Origin of the sequence: Streptomyces sp. WM6372 (assembly GCF_001279655.1) — a bacterium.
Taxonomy (GTDB): domain Bacteria; phylum Actinomycetota; class Actinomycetes; order Streptomycetales; family Streptomycetaceae; genus Streptomyces.
Genome location: NZ_LGDB01000218.1, coordinates 1 through 20,458, shown reverse-complemented (window position 1 = coordinate 20,458; position 20,458 = coordinate 1). Strand labels below are relative to the sequence as shown.

The following is a 20,458-nucleotide window of genomic DNA, read 5'->3' as shown; positions in this document are numbered from 1 at the left end:
GGGCGGCGAGGGGGGTGTCGAGCCAGTCGTAGATGCGGGCCAGGGCCAGACGCATGGCTCCGGGGTGGCAGTGGGCGCCGGCGCCTTCCTCGGCGGTGAACAGCATCAGGGTCTTGGGGCAGGTCAGGTGCTCGTAGAGCTGTTCGGGCTGGCCCTCGAAGAACTCGTCCTCGGCCGCGTCGCACACGAGGGTGGGGCACTGGATCAGCTCGGCGATGCCGCCGGCGAGGGTGTAGTCGAGGTAGGAGGCGCTGAAGGCCCGGGGGGTTTCGACGCCCATCACGTACATGCCGTGGTTGATCGCCCACCGCGCGGTGGCGTCCTGGGCCGTGATCTGCTCGAAGCGTGCGTCGAGTTCGGGGGCGGAGTCCGCGCGCAGGAGCCGTTCGGCCTCGTCGCGGTCACCGGGGATGTGGCGGGTGGACACCTGGCCCAGGTCGTAGACGCCGTCGACGGCGATCAGGGCGGCGAGGCGGTGCTCGAAGGCCGCCGCCCTGGGGGCGAGTACGCCGCCCATGCTGCTCCCGAGGAGCGCGATGCGGCTGGTGTCGACCTCGGGGAGCGTTTCGGCGAAGTCGATGACCGGGGTGATGACGTTCTCCCAGTCCGGGCGGAAGACCAGGCCCTGGTGGTGGCGGGGGCCGGGCTGTCCCGGGCCGTCGAAGGTCAGGACGGTGTACCCGCGTTCCACGGCGGCCAGCGCGCCGCTGAAGTGGAGTTCCTCGGCGGTGCCGTCGAAACCGCTGTGCATGATCAGGGTCGGGCGGGGCGTGCCGGTGTCGTCGGCCCGGTAGAGGTAGCCGGGGAGGGTGGTGTCCTCGTAGGGAATGCGGACCGGTTCGATGCGCGGGGTGTGGAGCGCGGCCGCGGCCCGGAAGCAGGCGACGCTGCGGTCGTAGGCGTGGTCGTGGCGGGGGTCGCACGGCCAGCCGTGCTGGAAGAACTCCGCCGACCGGTAGTAGTTCGAGGCGCGCAGGAATCCGTCCCGGGCGCTGATGGTGTGGCCCGCGTCCAGGGCCCGCTGGGCTTCGGCGGCCACCCGGTCGGCGGTCGCCATCCACTCCTCGTGCCAGCTGTCGTAGTCGCCTTCCTCGATGCGCTCGCCGGTGGAGACGACCTCGCCGAAGTCGGCGCCGCCGTAGGCGATGTGGCTCATGGAGCGCAGGGTCTCGTACCAGAACTGGGGGTTGCCGGGGAACAGCAGCGGCTTCATCACACTCTCCTTAAGCACAGATCTGTGCGTACGGCAGAACTGTAGACCGGCCGGGCGCGATTAAGCAAATAGTTGTGCTTACGATGTGGGGGTGACTTCGAAACAACCGGCCCCGCGCCTTCGCAAGAGCCCCGAGCAGGTCCGCTCGGCGGTCCACCAGGCCGTCATCGATCTGCTGTCCGACCCCGAGGGTGCGGACCTGACCATCCCCGCGGTCGCGCAGCGTGCCGGGGTGAACCACACCAGCGTCTACCGGCGCTGGGGCAGCCGGGAGGCCCTCCTGGCCGATGTGGTCGTCACCCGGCTCGAACGGGACTGGCCGCTGGCCGACACCGGAAGCCTGCGCGGCGATCTGACGGCGTGGACCGAAGCCGGCGTCGCGAGCATCCGCACCGCCGAAGGGCGGCTGCTGATCCGCGCCGTCGCCCTGTCCATGCCGGGCAGCGCCACGGCCCAGGGGGAGCGCGCGCAGCAGTTCCAGCGCCGCCTCGGCGCCATCGAGCGCATCCGCGACCGCGCCATCGCGCGCGGCGAGGTCCCCCCGCCCCTCGACCGGATCCTCGACCAGCTCGTCGCGCCGCTGTACCTGCGGGCGATCTTCGGCATCGACCCGCCGGCCTCCGGCTACCCGGATCTTCTCGTGGACCGCCTCCTCGGCGGTACGGCCACGTCGCAGCCGACCTGAGAGGACGGCCGGGGCCCGCGGAGCCCGGGCTCCGGTCAACGACGTGCTCATGGACCGGTGGATGCCCGGGATCTCGGCGCACGTGCAGTACGTGCAGTACGTGCAGTACGTGCAGTACGTGCAGTACGTGCAGGACTTCGCGGTCCGGATCGAGGGACCGGCGAGTTCGTCGACGGCCAGGCGCTCGCCCCGGGGGGGGGACGTTCGTCGTCCGGTACGACGGTGAGGGGCGCCCGCCGGTCACCGACGGGCCGGTCAGCGACGGGCGTTCGCCGAGACCACGGACCTCATCGCCGGCCGGCCCTTCGCGGGATGCGAAGGGCCGGCTCGTCACCGTGCCTGGAGACGGTTCCTCGACCGGGCCCGCGCGGACACCGCACGCCGCCGGCGTGAGGACCTCATCGACGAGCAGCCGGCGCCCGGGCCCGCACCCGCGGTGGACGACACGCTCCATACCTACGTCACCTACGTCCTGTGCGCCCACCCCGAAGTGGCGGGGCTGGTCGCCCTCATGCCGCTCCACCACACCCGGCGCGCCACCCGGACCGCCGCCGACGGCAGCCTCGTACCGCTCGGCGAGCAGGACCGCGGCCGGTGGGAGCACCGCGTTGATCGCCGAGGGCGTCCGGATCCTGCGTGGGAGCTCGCCCGCGACCGGCTGGGCGGGTTCCAGGCCCAGGCCGCCATCGCGGCCCTCCACGCCGGCGCGCCCACCGCCGGGGAGACCGACTGGGTGCAGATCCTCGGGTGGTGCGACGAACTCGCGCGCCTGACCGACAGTCCGGACGTACGCCTCAACCTCGCGGTCGCCGTCGGCGAGGCGGACGGACCGCGCACCGGCCCGGCGGCGCTCGCGACGCCGGACGATTCGCTGCCCCGCCACGCCGCGGTGGCCGCGTACCTCCCCGAGCGGGACGGCGCCCTGACGACGGCGGCGCCGCCGTACGCCGTTTCGTGACGGGATGCCCAAGACCCCGTGCGGGGCGCTCAGAGTCCGGCGAGGAACGAGCGGACCGCGGTGTGGACGGCTTCGGGGGCGCGCAGTTGGAGGAAGTGGTCCGCGTCCAGGGCGGCATGCGTGGTGTGGGGGCGGCGGGCGGTCATGTCGGCGGCGTGGTCGGCAGCGAGGACCTGGCTGGACGTACCGCGCAGGAGGAGGGCGGGGCAGTCGGTGGCGAGCCACTGCTCCCAGTGGTCGCCGTGGACGGCGTTCTCGGAGGTGACGGTGTCCTGCGGGTGGAAGGGGAGCCGCCAGCCCCCCTCCGGGAGCGGGCGCAGGGCGCCGTCGAGCATCGGGGCCACCGGGCCGAGGGCGGCCAGGAGGTCCTCGCGGGTGGCGGCCGTGTAGGGGAAGGACAGGACGAAGGCGAGCGGGCTCGCGTGCCTGGAGGGTATGTCGGCGGCCGTGTCGAGATTGATCAGGGCCTCGACCCGGTGGGGGAGTTCGGCCGCCAGGTGGAGGGCGTTGAACGCGCCGAGAGAGTGGCCGAGGACGGCGAACCGGTCGAGGCCGAGGTGGTCGACAAGCGCTCGGAGGTCGGCCACGTAGCCGGCCCGGGTGTAGTCGGTGGCACGGTCGGAGTCTCCGTGGCCGCGCTGGTCGGGGGCGATGACCCGCCACTCGGGACCGAGGGCGCCGGCCAGGGCCGTGAAGGAAGCGCCCTCGGAGAGGTGGCCGTGCAGGGCCAGCAGCGGGCGGCCGGTGCCGCCGAAGTCCAGGTACGAAAGGGCACGGCCGCCGATGTCGAGGACGGCGCGGACGGCGCTGACGGCGCTGACGGCGCTGACGGGCTGGGCGATCTCGGTCGCTGTCGTGGTGACGCTCATGGCGGACTCCTCGCGGCGCAACAGGACGGGTGCGGACGGGCGTGGAGAGAGCGGTCGTTCGGCCGCTCTCTCCACGCCAGAACCATACACATGTATAAGACGTTCGTTCAATACATTTGTATAGATCCTCGGCGACTTTCGGCTCGTGCGTCGGGGGCTTCCAGCGACGAAAGTTGGCCGCACGATCATCCTTCGTGCGGACGAGGACCGCCGCCCGGCTCCTTAGCGTGGTCCCCATGACCAGTGACACGGGGGACCGTACCGACGGGAGCCGATGGCGGCGGGGTGCGATGGGTGTCGCGGCGGGGGCGCTCGCCGCGGCAGGTGTGTGCGCGATCTATTGGGAGCTGGGCCTGAACCTGGGGGTCGGCGCGGCCTTGCTGTCCGGCAAGGCCGCGGTGAAGGTGGGATTCTTCGTCGCCGCAGGAGGCCTCGCCACCGTGACCGTGTGGTGGCGGGGGCGCCGTGCGTCGCGGGCGACGCCGCCCGAGGAGACGGGCTGAGGCGCTCTACTGCCGGCGGGCCAGCACGTGGGCGTCGAGGAAGCCCCGCTCGGAGGCCGGGTCGTGGAGCAGCCGGGCGAAAGGCGGGAGCCCGGCGCCGGCCAGCAGCTCGCAGAACCCGTCCACCGGCCAGCTGTACGCGGGCGTCACCTTGTGGTCGAAGCGGACAGGCTCCGGACCGTCGGTCGCGAAGAAGGAGACCAGGAGCAGTCCTCCTGGCGCCAGTACGCGCGCCTGTTCGGCGAGGAGCACGGGCAGTTCCCCGGGCGGGGTATGGATCATCGAGTAGTGGGCCAGAACGCCGCCGAGCGCGCGGTCCTCGACCGGCAGGGCCTCCATCCGGGCCTCGTCGAACCGCAGTGCCGGACGGGCCCGCCGGGCGTGGTCGACCATGGCCGGGGAGATGTCGAGGCCGAAGGCGTCCAGCTCCAGGTCGCACAGCATGGCCGTCAGATGCCCGGGCCCGCACCCGACGTCGGCCGTGCGCGGGTTCCCCGTCCCGCGGACCAGCTCGGCGAAGGTGGTGATCATGGCCCGCGTGAACGGCCGCGTCTCCAGCCGGTCGGCGAACAACGACGCGTAGAGCTCGACGACTTCGTCGTAGGCCGCCCTGGTCTCGTCCTGGTGTTCCGCCACGGGGGCGAAGCTAACACCCGCGCAGTCCGCCGTCGATGCGGCCCGGGACCCCGCGTCGGCGGGGCCGGCGGAGCCAGCGGCGCAGATGGTCGTGGTCGTAGTCCTGGTCTGCGTGGAGCTTGCCGGGACGCCGACGACGGGGTCCTCGTCGGGACCGGATCGGCGGGATGCCGTGCACGAGCGGTTCGAGCCCGAGGTTGTCGTGCATGTTCGCGCCGGAGACGCCCAGTGAGAGCGGCGGTCCGATTCCGACGGGCCGTCATCGGCCCAAGGGCACAGCCAGTCTTACGATCACGGCCTCGTGACCCGATGAGTTCTACGACCACGCACGTGCGGCCGCGGATGATGAGCTTTGGCTTCCGCCGGCAAGGATGACCGGATGGGACATCAGCCCCTTCGACGCGGACGGACTGCGCGTCTCCGCGCTGCGCCCGCCCGTTCTGCCCGAGCCGCGGCGGCACGGCGAAGATCCGGCGGACTGCGACGAGTGCCGCTCCCGCGACGAAGGCATCTGGCGCAACGACCGCTGGCGACCGACCCGGATACCGGGCGTCGGTGTGCCACGGGTCCTGATGCCGTACCCGCGCGACCACTACGACATGGCCCATCTCCAGGCCGTCCTCGGCCTTCAGTTGCCCTCCGGCCTGAACGGTGCGCACGTCCCAGGGCGATGCCGGCCACTGCGTGCCCGCGGGATACCTCTCTTCCTGGGATTCCGGCTGCCGCTGGGCCACCTGCCGCGCGCACTCCGCCCGCTCCGCCGCACCGGCGGGCGCCACGCGGACGCTGCCCCACAGCCGGTCGATCTTGGAAGCATTCTCATTGCCGGGTGGTGAGCCGAACCGCACCTCATAGGAACCCGGTTCGGCGGCGCAGGAGACCGTTGCCACCGCCACGAGGAGGTTGTCGTCCATCCGCAAAGTGCCGTCGGCAGCGAAGGCCGGAGAGGTCACCAGCACGCCGCTGAACGCGTCCCCGGAGACCCGGGCCTCGGTCGTGACGCTGAGCCGTTCGCCGAGCCGGACGGCTGATTGCGTTGCGCTGGGCAGAGGACGGGGCGGCCCTGCGGGAGGAGCCGCTCAGACGAACACGACCGCGGTTCTGGCGGCCCGGACCCGGCAACCTCGGCGGCCACCACCCCGGGGGCGGCTCGTTCGCTCAGGCCGCGTCGTCGTCCAGTCGTGTGAGGACGGCGCGCAGTGCCCAGGCGCGGTCGCTGTTCTCCGGGACCCGTGAGAGGTACGAGCGGAGACGGCGGGCCGTTGCCAGGTCGACCCGGCCTGCACCGATGGTGTCGATCACGGCGCCGACCGCGTGGAAGGCCCAGTACTGGTTGAAGGGCACGTTCTCCTCGACGGACGCCTCCACCAGTGCCCTGAGGTGCTCGGGCCCCGGTATCGCGTACAGGCGCGCGTATGCGGTCAGGCGCGTCCCGCCGTCGTCCGAGCCGAGCGCCGCGTGCAGATCCATGTCGGCCAGCTGCGGGGTGAGCCTGACCAGTTCGGCGAAGATCTGCTCCTGGCGGTGGGTCCGTCCGGGACCGGAGGGTTCGGTGCGCCGCAGCTCGGTGAATTCGTGGGTGAGCTGTGCAACCCTCTCCGTCGGTGAGCCGCCCGCCACGGTTTCGCTTCCCGAGGTCACCAAGGCGACCCGAGCCTGCCGGGCTGCGTCGTCGGCTGCTTGCCGGATTTCCTCCGTGCGCTGTTCTGTTGCGTCGACTCGCTCTTCCAGCTTGTGGTACTGGAGCTTGGTGCCGCCGGGAAGTTCGATGCTCTCGAAGAGGTCACCCAGCCACGGCACCACCGCGATGGCGGCGAGCGCCAGGGTCGTGCCATCGATCTTCACATCGGGCCGGACGACGTGAACCACGCCGATCCCCATGGCCGCAATCGAGATCACGGACGCGATCAGCCGCTTACGCCGTGCTGCGGGCGCAGTCACACCAGCTGCGTTCTCCGGTTCGAACATGGCGCAAGCATGACAGAAGCACGAAAGCTCCCTGATCCTCCCCGCGCCAGGCCGTGTTCGTCCACGGCGCAGGCTCGTCGCGAATGTCAGATGGCCACGGGTACGAGCCGTCTGCGTTCGGCACGGCGGTGGATCAGGTATCCGGCGAGGGCGCATCCGATTCCGGCGAGGGTGATGAGGACCCCGTCGACCATGACGACGAGCACCGCGACCACGACGTCCGTGTCCTCGAACGCTCGCTCATGGACCGTGTTCGCGGGGATGGTGCCGCTGTGTCCGTCCGTGAGGAAGGAACGGGAGTCGTTGGAGGTGACGCATACGGTGTCGGTGTCCGGGTACCGGCCGGGCAGGTAGGAGAAGACCGTGTCTCCGCGGTGGACCTCACTGTCGTGGACCTTCTTCGTGAAGGCGAAGTCGGCGAACAGCCATGTCACGCACCTCGCTCAGTCTTCGGTCGGCAGCCAGGAGCCGTGCAGGCCCAGGGGGACCCGGACCGGGATCCGGGCGCGGGCCACGGGGCCGGAGGACGGGTCCTCGGCCGGGACGACCAGGAACCAGGCGGACCCGTCGGTGCGGTCGGTGGCGAACGTCAGCCAGTAGCCGTGCTCCTCGGAGGCCCTCCCCGGTACCGGTGCGAAGACCGGCTCCCCGACGGACAGGTCACCGGCATCCCAGACGCGGGCGGTGCCGGCCTCGGTGTCGTGGAAGCGCACGGCGTCGTACTCGCCGGGCAGCAGGTCCGTCCGGCCGGTCTCGGTGGCCAGCGCGGCGTAGCGGTGGCGCCGGCCGATGCGCCGGTCGTCGATGCGGGGGAACTCCACCCGGGCGTCGTCCAGCGTGGTCCGGGCCATGGTGCCCGCCACCGGGTCGATGCGCGCCCGTACGAGTCCGCCGCTCGTGGGGGCCGCTCCGGGCTCCGGTTCTCCGCCGACGGTCAGCCGGCTCCACTGCACGTAGTCCAGGACCACCGGGGCGTCCGGGCCGGGTCCGTCGTCGTACGCGTTCACCGTGTGCCAGAGCCAGAACGCTTCGTCGGCGGCCCGGCGCGGCGGTGCGCCGTCGCGCGGGACGAGGACCACGCGGGTCCCGCGCTCGGGCCGCCAGGCGAGGAACGAGCCGCCCGCCATGGCCGCGGCGAGGTCGAAGAAGGCGGGCGCGAGGACGATGACCGCGTAGCGCTCGGTCAGGGCCATGTCGTGGATCATCATCGGCTCGTCCACGCCGTCGACGGGTGTGGGCCCGCGCGTGACCGCGCCGTCGCGGCCGATGACCGACCAGGTCAGGTACGGCGGCTCCAGGCCGTAGCAGAAGACGACCATCTCGCCCGTGACCGGATCGATCTTGGGGTGGGCCGTGATGCCGGTCGGCAGGGCGCCGTCGAAGTCCTCACGGCCGAGCGTCTCCAGACCGGCGCCGATCCGGTAGGGGCACGCGGATTCGGCGAGCGCCAGCAGCCGGCCGCCGTGCCGTACGACGTTGATGTCGGGCATGTCCCTGAAGGTGCCCGCGAGCTCGGGCCCGACCTGGTCGGCGTCCGGCACGATCAACGACTCCAGGCCGCCCCACAGGGCCCGGCCGGCCCGTTCCTCGGCCCGCAGCGCGGGGGTGCGTACGAAGCGGTTGCGGTAGCGGGCGCGGCCCTGCGAGAGCCAGACCCCGTGCAGCATGCCGTCCCCGTCGATGGGGTAGAGGTAGGAGCCGATCGGGGTGAAGCGGGGATTGGGGCCGTTGCGCAGGTACAGCCCGTCCAGCGCCGTCGGGATCTCGCCGGTCACCTCCAGGTCGGCGACGTCGACCTCCTCGCTCACCGGTGCGAACGGGCCCAGCAGGTGGGGAACCCGGGTGGGGTCGAAGCGAGGCGGCGTGTGCGTGTTCACGGGACCTCCCGGAGTGAGCTGGTTCCGGTCCTGCCGACACCTTCCAGTGAAGCGCGGTGCTCGGGGCGGCGCCACGGGGGTACGACGAGGCCGGGTTCTGTCCCGCAGAGCGGGACGGCTACATGCGCGTCGGGCCGAACTCGGCGCCGAGCAGGTCGTCGAAGACGCTCAGGCCGCTCCAGTCGCCGTTGACCTGGCTGGTGAGCAGGTGCTCGCCGTCACGGGATCCCACGGCGTACGTCCACGAGCCGTAGGTCGCGCCCGCGTTGCCCCAGACCGTGACGCCGCACGGCAGTGCCTGGGAGAAGATGCCCAGGCCGTAGCGGGTACCGGGTATCCACGGGACGGGTCCGGTGGTCTCGACGGTGGTGAACATCTCCCGCTGCCGGTCAGCCGGCAGCAGGTGTCCGCCGAGCAGTGCGCCGAAGAAGCGCTGCAGGTCACCGGTGGTGGAGACGATGCCGCCGGCCGCCCAGGCGAAAGACTGGTCCCTCTCGGTCGCGTCGTGGATGACGGGCTCGGCGTCGGAGGAGAACAGGGTGGAGTAGTGCTGCGGATGCGGACCTGGGATCTTCGTGCCGGTGCCCGGGAGGTAGGTCCCGTTCAGCTTCAGCGGGAGGACGATCCGCCGGGTGAGCTCTTCGGCGAGCGTTGCGCCGCGCCCGTGGCCTTCTCCACGAACCGTAGTTGAAGATGCCGCTGGTGTGGTTGAGCAACTGCCGGATGGTGATCGCACGGCCGTCGTGGCCGTTGCCCGCCACCAGGCCGGGTAGCCACTGCTCCATCGTGTCCTCAAGGTCCAGCTTGCCTTCGGCCGCCAGTTGCAGGACCACGGTGGCGGTGAACGCCTTCGTGGTGCTCCCGATGCGGAACCGCTCGGACTGCCGGCGCTGCTGCCTGGTGCCGGTGTCGGAGAACCCCGCCGAGCCGAACCACGTGCCGCTGTGGTCACGGACTTCGGCGACGATGCCGGGAGCGCCCTTCCAGGCCACTGCGTGGTCAAGGGCGTGCTGCACCTCGGGGCGGGGGGAGGGCGTGTTCATGTGGGGCTTCCTTTCGGGGTTCGGTGTCGTGGAAGGCAGGGAGGTTCAGCACGCGATCCGGGTCTCGGCCGGTGGGGTGGTGGCGCGCTGGGCGGTGACGATCACTCCCGTGGTGGTCGCCGCCGTGAGCAGCGCTACCGCGGTGAGGGCGAGGAGCGTGGCGCTGTCCGGGTGGATCAGGGACTGGCCGCGCAGCGCCTGCCAGGTCACCACCGCGACCAGCCCGGTGTAGCCGAGGGCGGCACTGCCGACCAGGCGGGCGCGCACCTTCTCGTCGCGCAGCCAGACGTGCTCGGCGGCCAGGGCGGCCAGCACCGCGGCGATCAGGAGGAGCACCTGGATGCCGTGCAGGGCGAAGAAGTGGGGTACCCGGAAGTCGCCGCCGGTCACGCTCCAGTTGGTGAGGGGCATGCCGTGGCCGTCGGGGTCGCCGATGCCGTGGCCCTGGTACATCTGCACGGGATGGCCGTTGGCGTCGGTCACCGTACGGGAGTGGATCTCGGTGACCATCCAGTAGACCGGCACGACCATGCCGAAGGTGGCCAGTGCGAGCCCGGCGCGGATGGCCCGGTTCAGTGCCGCCCCGCCGGTGCGCTGGATCAGCACGACGACCGCCAGGATCAACTGCGCGATGACGATGACCATCACGCCGAAGGTGAGGACGGGGACCAGGGCGCGGGTGATCGGGTCGCCCTGGTCGGCGTTGAAGTGACTGAAGGTGCCGCGTGCCGCCTGGGTGGTGATGGCGCCCACCTCGGCGGTTGCGGCCACCGCGAAGACGGTACCCAGCCGGCGTCCCAGCCGCCTGCCCCTGGTGAGCTTGGTCAGCAGCCACGCCAGCGTGCCGGCGTAGAGGGCGAAGGCGAAGCCGAACTTGAGCGGCTTCAGCCACACCGACTCGTCCAGCAGCGTTCGGCTGTCCACCACGAGCCCTGCGCCGGAGACGAACACCAGGCCGAGCATGAGGGCGGAGCAGACCAGGAGCGGCCGGTGCCAGGTGCGCAGCGGGGTGAGGAAGGACGTCATGGAGGGCTCCGATCACGGCGACGAGCAACCCTCGGCCGGGCGGGCTCGGTTCGCATCGCTCGTTCGCGAATGAGTAAAAGCTAAATTGCTTTCACCATTTCGTCAATTGATCGAGTGGAAGAAGTTCAATATTCGCAGGTCAGAGAGGTGTTGATTTGCAATGATGATGAAGGTGAATGCAAATTCGACCTCAGGTAATTTGCAATGGCCTGGCCATGAACGCAATACTGGGGGCACGCGAGGACACGACACGGAGGTAAGGCCGATGCCCGGAGGCAGACTGACCCACCAGGAACGTCTGGAGATCGCCGAGGGGCTGGTGGAAGGACTCACCTACACCGAGATCGCCGGCCGCCTCGGCAGACCCATCTCCACCGTCACCCGGGAAGTGGCCCGCAACGGCGGCGCCGGCGCCTACCGGGCCGACGCGGCGCAGCGGTCGACCATCGGGCGCGCCCGCCGCGGCAAGCAGGCCCCGGCCGCGGCCGCTTCGAACGACCTGCCCGGGGACGGCGCACACGGGCGTGACCCCGAGGCCGTCCACGAACTGGAGGAACGGTTCACCGCGTTGATGGTCGGCACGGGCCTGCCTCGGATGACGGCCCGAGTACTGACCTGCCTGTACGTCACCGACCACGGCAGCCTGACCGCCACCGAGCTCGCCCAGCGCCTGAAGGTCAGCCCCGCCTCCATCTCCAAGGCCGTCGGCGAACTCGAACAGCAGGAACTCATCAGGCGCGAACGCGACCCCGGCCGGCGGCGCGACCGGTACGTCATCGACGCCGACGCCTGGTTCCGGGGCTGGATGGCCAGCGCGCGCCAGAACACCGTGCTGGCCGACTTCGCCCGTCAGAGCGCCCGGACGCTCGGCGCGACCACACCCGCCGGTACCCGCATGCAAGACATCGGCCAGTTCTTCGAACACGTCGGGCAGGCCATGATCCGGGCGGCCGAGGAATGGCGGCGGGGTTCGGCCGCCACGACGGGCGAGTTCACGCCGACGGAACGTCAGGCGGCAGGAGCGGATCGTGCGCGTGCCGGGGCAGACCGGAAAGGGTGAGCGCTTCGGCGGCCTGTTCGATCCGGGCCCTGGCGCGCTGCCGGTCGCCGGCGGCCGCCAGTGCGCTGCCCAGGAGCCGCAGTGCCCGGGCCTCGGCCGTGTGCCAGCGGAGCCGGCGGGTTGCCGCCACCGCGCGTTCGCCGCACTCCACGGCGTCCGGCAGGCGGTGCCCGGCCAGTTGGGCGGCCGTTTCCGACACCAGGTTCATCGCCTCCATCGCGGGAGAGCCCTGCCGCGCTCCCAGTTCGGCGCTCTGCCGGTGCCGGCCGACCGCCTCGTCGGTGCGGCCGAGGTGGCGGGCGGTGAGTCCCAGGTTGTAGAGGGCGTACGCCTCTCCGCCCTGGTCCCCCGCCTCGACGGCGGAGTCGAGGGTGGCCCGGCTGATCTCGGAGGCCTCGTCACGCCGGCTGAGGCGCAGCAGCGTGCTGACGCTGTTCGCGCGGGCGTTGCGGCAGGCCCAGTCGCTTCCGTACGCCTCGGCGGCGGTGACGGCCTGCCGGTGCAGGGCGTCGGCTTGGTGCCAGTGCGCCCGGTACTGGCAGACGTGGGCCCGGCGGTTGAGGATCCCGCCGTGTACCGCTTCGTCGCTCACCGCCCGCGCCGCGTGTTCGGCGGCGTCCAGGATCCGGTCGGCCTCGTCCAGCCGTCCCAGGTGGGCCAGTGCGCTGCCGAGCAGGTGACCGGCGCGGCCGGCCGCTCGCAGGTGCCCCTGGTCCTGGGCGGTCCGCAGGATCCGGCGAAGCGGTTCGAGGGCATCGGCCCACAGGTACGAGCCCTCCAGGAGCGGCTCGACGGCGAGCGCAAGGTCCGCGGCCACGGCGACGGCCGACGGCACGGCGTCGAGGATCTGCGCGGCGAAGGCGAGCGCGCCGTCGTGTTCGGGGTCGACCAGCCGTCGGCGGCTGTCGGGGCGGCCGGAGCACGTGCCCGGCGTGAGCAGGCCGACGACGTGGTGGCCCGGGCGCTCGGCGGCGTGGACGGTGCGGGCTTCGGCGAGAAGGTGGTCGAGGAAGCGGGTCATGGCCGCTGCCCGCTCCTCGGGCCGGTCCTGCTCCCGGGAGCGCTCGGCCGCGAACATCCGGAGCAGGGGGTACTGGCGGTAGACACCCGGACAGGGCGATTCGAGCAGACCGAGGCCGGTCAGCCGCTCCAGGAACTGCCCGGCACGCGCCGGTGACAGCCCCCCGAGGGCGGCGGCCCCGGCGATGTCCGTGGCGCCCCGGCAAGGGAGCGCCAACAGCCGCAACAGCCGGGCCTCCTCGTCCTCCAGCAGGTCGTAGCCGGGCCGGATGCATGCCGTGATGCCGTCCTGCGATCCGGCGGGCGCGGGGAACACGGAGAAGGGGGGCAGCGCGGGGAACGCCGGGTGGCTGCCGTCGAGGAGGCTGACGAAGTCGGACAACGTCCACGAAGGCCGGGCCGCGAGGCGCGCGCCGGCGAGGCGCAGGGCCAGGGGCAGTCCGCCGCAGCGCTCGGCCAGGGCCGCCGCCTGGTCGGGCTCGGCGGCGATCCGCTGCGCACCCGCGACGGCGCCGAGCACGGCCAGTGCCTCGGGGACGGCCAGGGGTTCCAGGCGCACGCGGCGTACGGTGGGCAGCCCGTCCAGCGTGGAACGCCCGGTGACGAGGACCGCGCAGGCGGGCGTTCCCGGGAGCAGTGCCTCGACCTGGGCGGTGTCCCGGGCGTCGTCCAGGACCAGCAGGATCCGCCGGTCGGCGACGGTGGTGCGGAAGAGCGCGGCCCGCTCCTGCGCACCGGCCGGGATCTCCGGCTCCTGTGTCCCGAGCGCCTGGAGGAAGCCGGCCAGGACCGTGCCGGGGTCCGCGGGGTCCTTCGAGGTGCCGTGCAGGCTCGCGTACAGCTGCCCGTCCGGGTAGCGGTCCCGCAGTCGCTGGGCGACGTGGACGGTCAGCGCGCTTTTCCCGACGCCTCCGGTGCCGGTGACCGTGACGATGGCGATGGACCCGGGTCGAGGAGTCGTCAGCGTGCCGAGGAGCTGCGCCACTTCCTCCGTGCGGCCGATGAGGTGGTCCGGTGGGCAGGGGAGCTGGGCCGGCTTGGGCAGGGACGGCGGCGGCAGCGGCGGCGCGGCGCGTTCCGGCGGGACGGGTGGTTCACCGGGTGCGGTGGGCGCATCGGCGGCGGGCGGCGTCCCGTGTGGCCGGTGGGGGCGGGCGGCCCGCTCGTCCGGCGCCGCCGGGGCGCCGCGACCGCTGCGTGCGAGCGCGAGCCCGGCCAGTTCCCGCAGTCTTCCGTGCAGGGGGTGTTCCGCACAGAGGCCGGTCAGTTCGGGGACGAGCCGGTCGTGCCGTCCCAGCCGCAGGTCGAGCTCGATGCGTTCCAGCAGCACCGAGAGCCGCAGCTCGGAGAGGCGTTCGCGGTGGATCCCGGCGTGCGGGCCGGGGAGCCCCGCGAGCGGAGCTCCCTGCCACAACTCGAGCGCCCGGGCCAGCAGCCCGGCCGCCTCGCCGGTCTCCTCCGCGGCGGTGCACGCGCGGGCCTTGGCGACGAGCCCGTCGAACACGTCGAGGTCCAGTGCGCCCGGGGCGACGTGCAGGAGGTACCCCTGGCCGTGGGTCGCGATCCGGGACCCGAGCGCACGCCGGAGCCGGTAGATGTGCGACCTGACCGTGCCCACCGCGGTGCGCGGTGGCTCCTCCCCCCAGAGGCCGTCGACGATCTCGTCGAGGTCCACGAGGTCGTTGCGTCGCAGGAGGAGCATCGCGAGCAGCGCCCGCTGCTGCGGCGAGCCGAGCGGAACCGGTACGCCGCCGCTGCGGGCCCGGACCGCGCCGAGCACGGAGAAGAACGGTTCGGGCAGCTCAGCGCGGTCCACGGTGGGGATCGTACGCACGGCGTCACCTCCGTTGAAGGGCAGACGGATTCCCCTGGCCCGGCGGGTGGCAGGGGGGCCGGCCCGCCGGGCCTGGAACGACCTTGCCAGGCAGGGCGGTGGCCTGACTGCCCTCTCGAAGGATCATGTGAATGCCATGCACCTTTAGGAGGCATGCGGTGAAGGGCGCCCGAGCTCGGCCGGGAGAAGCGGGGCCGCACGAGGGGTCTGGGGGGTGCGTGCGGCTCTGACCCGTCCGGGCGCACCCGGCGGACGGGCACCTGTGACGAAATTCCGGCGCCGCGTCACGAATTCAGGCGGCGGACACCCCCTGGTCCCTCAGGGGCGGGCCGGCGGGCGGTAGGTGCCCGCGGTGGGCGTGTCCAGCGCCCCCGCGTCGACCAGCGCCTCGGCGATGAGGGCCGCGTCCGCCGGGGTGGTGCCCAGCACGGCCGCGAGGGCTTCGACGGACGACGCGCCTGCTTCGGAGCGGGTGAGGCGGCGGGCGGCGCGGGCCAGTGCGGGCGGCAGGTCCTCCTGGCCCGGAGCACCGGTGCCCGGTGTGCCCGCGCGCTCTCCGCGGGGCGGGCCTTCGGCGTACGAGCGGGCGGCGAGCTCGATGCGCATCGCGGCGGGCAGGGCGGGTGCGAGGACGCGGGAGCGGGTGGTGAGGAGGACGGCACTGCCGGGGGTGCCGGGCAGCAGCGGCGTGACCTGCGCCGCGTCGCGGGCGCCGTGGAGGACGGCGAGGACGCTCCGTCCCGCGAGGGCCGACCGGTAGAGCGCGGCCCGCTGGTCCGGGTCGGGGGGAATCCGCGAAGCCGGGACCCCGAGGGCCTGGAGGAGGTGCGCCAGGAGCGGGCCGGGACCGGCCGGGACCGGGCTCCACGTCCGCAGGTCGGCGAAGAGCCGGCCGTCGGGGAAGCGGTCGGCGACGAGGTCCGCGATCCGCGCGGCCAGTGCCGTCTTGCCCGCCCCGCCGGGCCCGGTGATCACCAGGACGGGGACGGTGCCGCGGTCCGCCCCCTCGGTCAGGACGCGCCGCGCCGTGGCGAGGGCGCGTTCCGCCTCGTCCGGGAGGGCCGTTCGGTCCTGTGGCCGGACAGGGGCGCGAGGGCGGTCCGGGGCGAGGGGTGGCGGGTCGTGGACGAGGAGCCGGGCGTGCAGGGCCGTCAGTTCCGGGCAGGGGGCGACGCCGAGTTCCTCGCCCAGGATCCGGTGCGTGTCAGCGAAGACGGTGAACGCCTCCGCCTGCCGGCCGCAGCCGTGCAGGGCCCGCATGAGCAGGGCCCTCAGTTCCTCGTCGAACGGGAACTCCCGGGTGAGGAGCACCAGTTCGGGGATCACGGTGTGGTGCAGGCCGAGGCGCAGGGCGCAGACGATGTGCCGCTTGCGGGCGGTCGTGCGCAGGGCGGTCAGCCGAGTCCGTTCCTCTTCGGCGAAGGGGCCGGGTACGCCGGCCAGGGCCTCCCCCGACCACAGGGCGAGCGCGTCGGCCAGCAGGGCGTGTTCGGCGGCGGTGTCGCCGCGTTCGCGAGCCTGCCGGGCGGCCTCGGCCCGCTGCTCGAACCGCCAGGCGTCGACCGATTCCGGCGGGGTGTGCAGCGCGTACCCGTGCTCGTCGCCGCGCAGGATCCGGGCCGGCTCCCCGGCGGCACGTCCCGGTTCGAGGAGGGTGCGCAGCCCCCAGGCGTAGGTGCGCAGGTTCCCGGCCGCGCTGGCCGGGGCGTCGTTCCCCCAGACGGCGGCGACGAGTTCGGCCACCGTGACCGGGCGGCGCCGTCGTAACAGCAGGACGCCCAGGACCGCCTGCTGGCGGGGCGGTCCCGGGCGAGCCGCCGGAGCACCGGGCAGGCCCACCCGGACCGGCCCGAGCAGCCGGAAGAGGGGGGTGTGGTCACCTCCGGGCGCGCCGTCGGCTCCGTCCCCTGCCCGCATCCGGACTCCTCGGCGGTGTCGAGCGATCTGACAGCGTGTACGACGGTGTGGCGGTGGCCGCTGCGGACGGGGGATCCGTGCAGGCCACCGTCACCTTAGCCCTTCCGGTTCGGGCCGGTCAGTTAGCGGGCTTCCAGTAAGCGGTGACAGCCTTCGGTTCGCCCTTGTTCCAGGCCATGGAAACCACCAGGGTCCTGTTGCCCACCGGCTCCTGGTACAGGAAGGTCTTCTGGCTGACCTGGCACCAGCCGTTGCCGGTGGCGACGACGGCCCGCACCTGCTCCTCGGTAATGCCTCGCTGGGTCATCCGATCGAGCATGTGTTCCGACCAGATGCTGATGGTGGTAGGAGCTTGGTCGACGCCGCACGGGCTCCTGAGCTCGGGGCAGCCCTGGCCGTCGTCGCGGCAGCGCATCGGCGAGATCGGCGAGTCCACCAGGTCTGCGACCTGAGCGGTCGCCGCGGCCTGGATCCGGGTCTGGGACGGGACGGACGTCGCCGCCTGCGCCGGGACCGCGGCGAGCGTCGCCGCGGAGGCGGCGAGGGCGACCAGCGCGAGCCGGAGGCGCTTTGAGTTGATCATGGGGGGCTCTTCCCTTGTTCCTTGACGATGCGCGGCCCCGCGGCCGCCTGGAATGAAGATCGCCGGTGGCCGTCCACGCGGGATGAGCGGGCGATCGTCGGCTGTGATCAGCGCCGATGGCCGTCCGTTCATCGCACGAGGACCGGCCCGCCGCACAGTTGTGGCCATGAACGACGAACTGACCCGCTGCCTCCGGGATCTGCCGGTGTCAGCAGCGGATTCCGGCAGGGGGAAGCGATGAACCTGGAACAGATGTACGCGTTCTGTCTGGCCGACCCGGTGTTCTTCGACGTGCCGCAGCGCCTGGCGGACGAGGACGAACGCTGGACGCCGCCGCAGGTGGGCGACGCCACCGTGGTGCAGGACGACGCGGACGTATGGGTGCGGGTGTTCTTCGGCCGGCCGCTGCCGAACCAGGGCTGGAAGATCCACGTATCGGCCGATGTCCCGGCCGCCCAGGAGGTCCTGGACCGGGCCGCCGCCGTCTGCACCGCCCACCGCGTCGCCTTCAAGTACCTGCGCAGCGGCCGGCTGCTGTCGGCGTTCAACTCCAAGTACGCCCACCGCGGTTCCTCGGGGAAGTTCATCGCCGTCTACCCGGCGGACGAGGCGGAGCTGAAGACGCTGCTGGACGACCTCACGGACGCGCTGGACGGGCAGCGGGGCCCGTACATCCTGTCCGACCTGCGCTGGAGCGAGCGCAGCCCGGTGTTCCTGCGGTACGGGGCGTTCGCCGCGATATGGGCCGACGACGGGGGCGACGCTCCGGTGCTGGCGATCGTCCGGCCGGACGGAACCCCGGTGGCCGATCCGCGGACGGCGGCGTTCACCCCGCCGCAGTGGGCCCCGATGCCCGGCTTCGTCCGTGAGCGCATCGAACGGTTCAGCGTGATCAGCCGCGTCGACCTGCCCTACGAGATCGTGCGGCCGCTGCACTTCTCCAACGGGGGCGGGGTCTACCTGGCCAAGGACACCGGGACCGGCGACCTGGTGGTGCTGAAGGAGGCACGGCCCCTGGCCGGGCTGGACGCGCGGGGTCTGGACGCCGTCGCCCGCCTGCGGCACGAGCACCGCATGCTCACCGCGCTGGCCGGGACCGGTCTCGTACCGCGTGTGCTGGGTTACGAGACCCACTGGGAGCACGACTTCCTCGTCCAGGAGTACATCGACGGCGACGCGCTGGCGAAGGCCGGCGTGCGGCGCCTGCCGCTGGTGCGACCCGGCGCGACACCGCAGACGTACGCGGAGTACACCGACTGGGCGCTCGCGGTCCTCGACAAGGTCGCCGCGGCGGTCGCCGCCGTCCACCGGGCCGGGGTCGTCTTCGGCGATCTGCACCCGAACAACGTCATCGTGCGCCCCGACGACACCGTCACCTTCATCGACCTGGAAGCCGCCCACCCCATCGGCGAGGAGCGCACCGGTCTGCTGGGCGCGCCGGGGTTCGCGGCGCCCGCCCACGTCACGGGCACCGACATCGACGCCTACAGCCTGGCCGCCCTGCGCCTGGACCAGTTCATCCCGCTGACGGCGCTGTCCAACCCGGACCCGGCCAAGCCCGATCAGCTGGCACGTTGGGCGCACGAACTCTTCCCCCTGCCGGCCGGCCACGCCCACGAAGCCGCTGCCGCCATGGCTGCGATCGCCGGGACCACCTCACCGGCACCACCGGGCCCCGGAGCGGTCGGCAGGGACTGGGAGGAGAACCGGGCGGGGCTCGTCGCGGCGCTCACCGCCTGCGCCACCCCCGACCGGGACGACCGGCTCTTCCCCAACGATCCCGACGGGGCGCGGGAGGGCGGCGGGACGAACCTGTCCAACGGCGCGGCGGGTGTCCTGTACGCCCTGCACGCCACGGGCCACGCCGTCGACCCCGCGTGGAGCGACTGGCTCGTCGCCGCGACGCTGCGGGACATCGACCGTGCGCCCGTCGGCCTCTTCAACGGCTCCTGCGGAGTGGCCACCGTCCTCGACCTCCTGGGACGGAGCGAGGAGGCCACCGAGATCCTGGGCCGGGCCCTCGACCGCACCGGCGAACCGACGAGCCTCGGTCTGCTGACCGGACTGCCCGGCACGGGTCTGACCGCGCTCGGCTTCCATGCCCGGCGCGGGGACGGCGGCCACCTCGACCAGGCCCTTCGCATCGCCGACCGCGTCGCGGAGCGCATCGGGGCCGCCCTTGACCACCCGGTCGCCAAGGACCCCGGCGCGGGCCTCATGACCGGGGCGGCCGGAGCCGCGCTGTTCCTCGTACGGCTCCACGAACGCACCGGCGAGCCCGGTTACCTCGACCTCGCCGAGCAGGCGCTGCGCCGCGACCTCGCACGGTGCGTGGACGTCGAAGGTTCCCTGCAGGTCGACGACGGCTGGCGGTCCGTGCTCTACCTCGGCACCGGATCCACCGGCATCGGACTCGCCCTGGCGGCCTTCCTGAAGCACCGCACCGGGGAGGGCCTCGCCGACGCCCTCGACTCGATCCGGCTCGCGGCACGCGGCCAGTTCACCGTCTTCCCCGGTCTGCTCGACGGCCGCGCCGGACTGCTGTACTTCCTGACGGCCGCCGGCCACGGCGCCGACGACGACGCCGCGCTCCAGGGGCACCGGCACGATCTGTGGCGGCACGCCGTGCCGCACGGCGACGGGCTCGCCTTCCCCGGCAGGCACCTGGTCCGGCTGTCGATGGACCTCGCCACCGGATCGGCGGGAGTGCTCCTGGCGATGGACGGCGCCCACCGCGGCACCGACCATCTCCTGCCCCTGCTCGGCGGGCCGGCACCGGCCACCGCCGCCTGAAGCTTGCTGTGCCGATCCCGGCCCAGCGAAACCCCTGCCGCCGGAAGGAGGTGACCGACATGTCCATCCTCAACCTCCAGCAGCTGGAGATCTCCGAGGAGGAGGGCGCCGCTCTGCTCGCGAGCGCCATCAGCTACGCGTGCCACGGCACGGCCGCCTGAGTCGTGTCCCGCCTCCGGCGGGAGCGCCCGGCCCGGCCGCGAAGGAACCTCCGCCCACGGAATCGAGGTGAAGACCGTGTCCATCCTCAGCCTCCAGCAACTGCAGATCGCGAACGAAGAAGGCGACCTGCTGCTCATGAGCAGCGCCAGCTTCGGATCCCAGTGCTGCACCACACCGGCCTTCCACTGAGCCACGGGTGACACGCCCGCCCGCACGAGCACGGAAAGGAGGTGAACACCATGTCCATCCTCAACCTCCAGCAGCTGGAAATCGCCGAGGAGGAAGGCGGCCTGCTCCTCATCAGCAGCGCC

At 72.6% G+C, this 20,458-nt stretch carries 16 protein-coding genes and 3 pseudogenes; 7 read left to right on the top strand and 12 right to left on the bottom strand.

The window, feature by feature from the left end; translation table 11 throughout:
- Positions 1-1,213: alpha/beta hydrolase family protein (locus ADK52_RS30945; protein WP_053693171.1), on the bottom strand; the 1,213-nt coding region annotated here is incomplete at its 3' end.
- A 91-nt stretch (positions 1,214-1,304) separates the two neighbouring features.
- Between ADK52_RS30945 and ADK52_RS30940 the strand changes: the two genes are divergently transcribed.
- Both ADK52_RS30940 and ADK52_RS30930 read left to right on the top strand, forming a co-directional pair.
- A complete protein-coding gene (locus ADK52_RS30940; RefSeq protein ID WP_053693170.1) occupies positions 1,305-1,898 on the top strand; it encodes a TetR/AcrR family transcriptional regulator in 594 nt (197 codons plus the stop codon).
- A gap of 293 nt (positions 1,899-2,191) precedes the next feature.
- A pseudogene (locus ADK52_RS30930) lies at positions 2,192-2,847 on the top strand (DUF6596 domain-containing protein); the annotation flags it as partial.
- Positions 2,848-2,885: 38 nt separating this feature from the next.
- Here the strand turns inward: ADK52_RS30930 and ADK52_RS30925 are convergent.
- The gene (locus ADK52_RS30925) at positions 2,886-3,725 is read right to left on the bottom strand and encodes an alpha/beta fold hydrolase (RefSeq protein WP_078988733.1); all 840 of its coding nucleotides are present in this window, start codon (positions 3,723-3,725) and stop codon (positions 2,886-2,888) included.
- Between the two features lie 236 nt (positions 3,726-3,961).
- Between ADK52_RS30925 and ADK52_RS30920 the strand changes: the two genes are divergently transcribed.
- Positions 3,962-4,228 (top strand): hypothetical protein, encoded by a 267-nt coding sequence (locus ADK52_RS30920; RefSeq protein ID WP_159046075.1) that lies wholly within the window; start codon positions 3,962-3,964, stop codon positions 4,226-4,228.
- Positions 4,229-4,234: 6 nt separating this feature from the next.
- On the opposite strand, the gene ADK52_RS30915 is transcribed toward ADK52_RS30920, so the two are convergent.
- Both ADK52_RS30915 and ADK52_RS41855 read right to left on the bottom strand, forming a co-directional pair.
- Positions 4,235-4,864, bottom strand: coding sequence for a class I SAM-dependent methyltransferase (locus ADK52_RS30915; protein ID WP_053693166.1), 630 nt, complete (start codon positions 4,862-4,864; stop codon positions 4,235-4,237).
- Positions 4,865-4,898: 34 nt separating this feature from the next.
- Positions 4,899-5,108, bottom strand: a pseudogene (locus ADK52_RS41855) (IS5/IS1182 family transposase); the annotation flags it as partial.
- 127 nt (positions 5,109-5,235) lie between these two features.
- Between ADK52_RS41855 and ADK52_RS44075 the strand changes: the two are divergent.
- Complete coding sequence (locus ADK52_RS44075; protein ID WP_053693165.1) at positions 5,236-5,700, top strand: hypothetical protein; 465 nt, start codon at positions 5,236-5,238, stop codon at positions 5,698-5,700.
- Positions 5,701-6,022: 322 nt separating this feature from the next.
- Here ADK52_RS44075 and ADK52_RS30905 read toward each other — a convergent pair whose 3' ends face one another.
- From ADK52_RS30905 to ADK52_RS30885, 5 genes and pseudogenes are all read right to left on the bottom strand, one after another.
- Entirely contained in the window at positions 6,023-6,832 is an 810-nt protein-coding gene (locus tag ADK52_RS30905; protein WP_159046074.1) for a hypothetical protein, read from the bottom strand.
- Between the two features lie 86 nt (positions 6,833-6,918).
- Positions 6,919-7,266 carry a hypothetical protein gene (locus tag ADK52_RS30900; protein WP_053693163.1) on the bottom strand — a complete coding sequence of 116 codons (348 nt, stop codon included), beginning with the start codon at positions 7,264-7,266 and terminating at the stop codon, positions 6,919-6,921.
- Between the two features lie 9 nt (positions 7,267-7,275).
- Positions 7,276-8,709, bottom strand: a complete 1,434-nt coding sequence (locus ADK52_RS30895; RefSeq protein WP_053693162.1) for a carotenoid oxygenase family protein — start codon at positions 8,707-8,709, stop codon at positions 7,276-7,278.
- 118 nt (positions 8,710-8,827) lie between these two features.
- A pseudogene (locus ADK52_RS30890) lies at positions 8,828-9,752 on the bottom strand (serine hydrolase domain-containing protein).
- Positions 9,753-9,797: 45 nt separating this feature from the next.
- Positions 9,798-10,778, bottom strand: coding sequence for a hypothetical protein (locus ADK52_RS30885; RefSeq protein ID WP_053693160.1), 981 nt, complete (start codon positions 10,776-10,778; stop codon positions 9,798-9,800).
- A gap of 265 nt (positions 10,779-11,043) precedes the next feature.
- Here ADK52_RS30885 and ADK52_RS30880 point away from each other — a divergent pair, with 265 nt between their 5' ends.
- On the top strand, positions 11,044-11,838 hold the full coding sequence (locus tag ADK52_RS30880; protein WP_053693159.1) for a GbsR/MarR family transcriptional regulator: 795 nt from the start codon (positions 11,044-11,046) through the stop codon (positions 11,836-11,838).
- On the opposite strand, the gene ADK52_RS30875 is transcribed toward ADK52_RS30880, so the two are convergent.
- The 3 genes from ADK52_RS30875 to ADK52_RS30865 all read right to left on the bottom strand — a co-directional run bounded on the left by ADK52_RS30875 (position 11,771) and on the right by ADK52_RS30865 (position 17,192).
- Positions 11,771-14,674, bottom strand: a complete 2,904-nt coding sequence (locus ADK52_RS30875; RefSeq protein ID WP_159046073.1) for an AfsR/SARP family transcriptional regulator — start codon at positions 14,672-14,674, stop codon at positions 11,771-11,773. The two genes, ADK52_RS30880 and ADK52_RS30875, sit on opposite strands and share 68 nt — an antisense overlap.
- A gap of 336 nt (positions 14,675-15,010) precedes the next feature.
- Positions 15,011-16,609, bottom strand: coding sequence for an AfsR/SARP family transcriptional regulator (locus tag ADK52_RS44645; RefSeq protein ID WP_053693157.1), 1,599 nt, complete (start codon positions 16,607-16,609; stop codon positions 15,011-15,013).
- A gap of 118 nt (positions 16,610-16,727) precedes the next feature.
- On the bottom strand, positions 16,728-17,192 hold the full coding sequence (locus ADK52_RS30865) for a DUF4258 domain-containing protein (protein ID WP_053693156.1): 465 nt from the start codon (positions 17,190-17,192) through the stop codon (positions 16,728-16,730).
- A 237-nt stretch (positions 17,193-17,429) separates the two neighbouring features.
- On the opposite strand from ADK52_RS30865, the gene lanKC reads away from it, so the two are divergent.
- Complete coding sequence (gene lanKC / locus ADK52_RS30860; protein ID WP_053693155.1) at positions 17,430-19,985, top strand: class III lanthionine synthetase LanKC; 2,556 nt, start codon at positions 17,430-17,432, stop codon at positions 19,983-19,985.
- Between the two features lie 237 nt (positions 19,986-20,222).
- Positions 20,223-20,336 (top strand): class III lanthipeptide, encoded by a 114-nt coding sequence (locus tag ADK52_RS43160; protein WP_199828578.1) that lies wholly within the window; start codon positions 20,223-20,225, stop codon positions 20,334-20,336.
- The last annotated feature ends 122 nt before the right edge of the window (positions 20,337-20,458 follow it).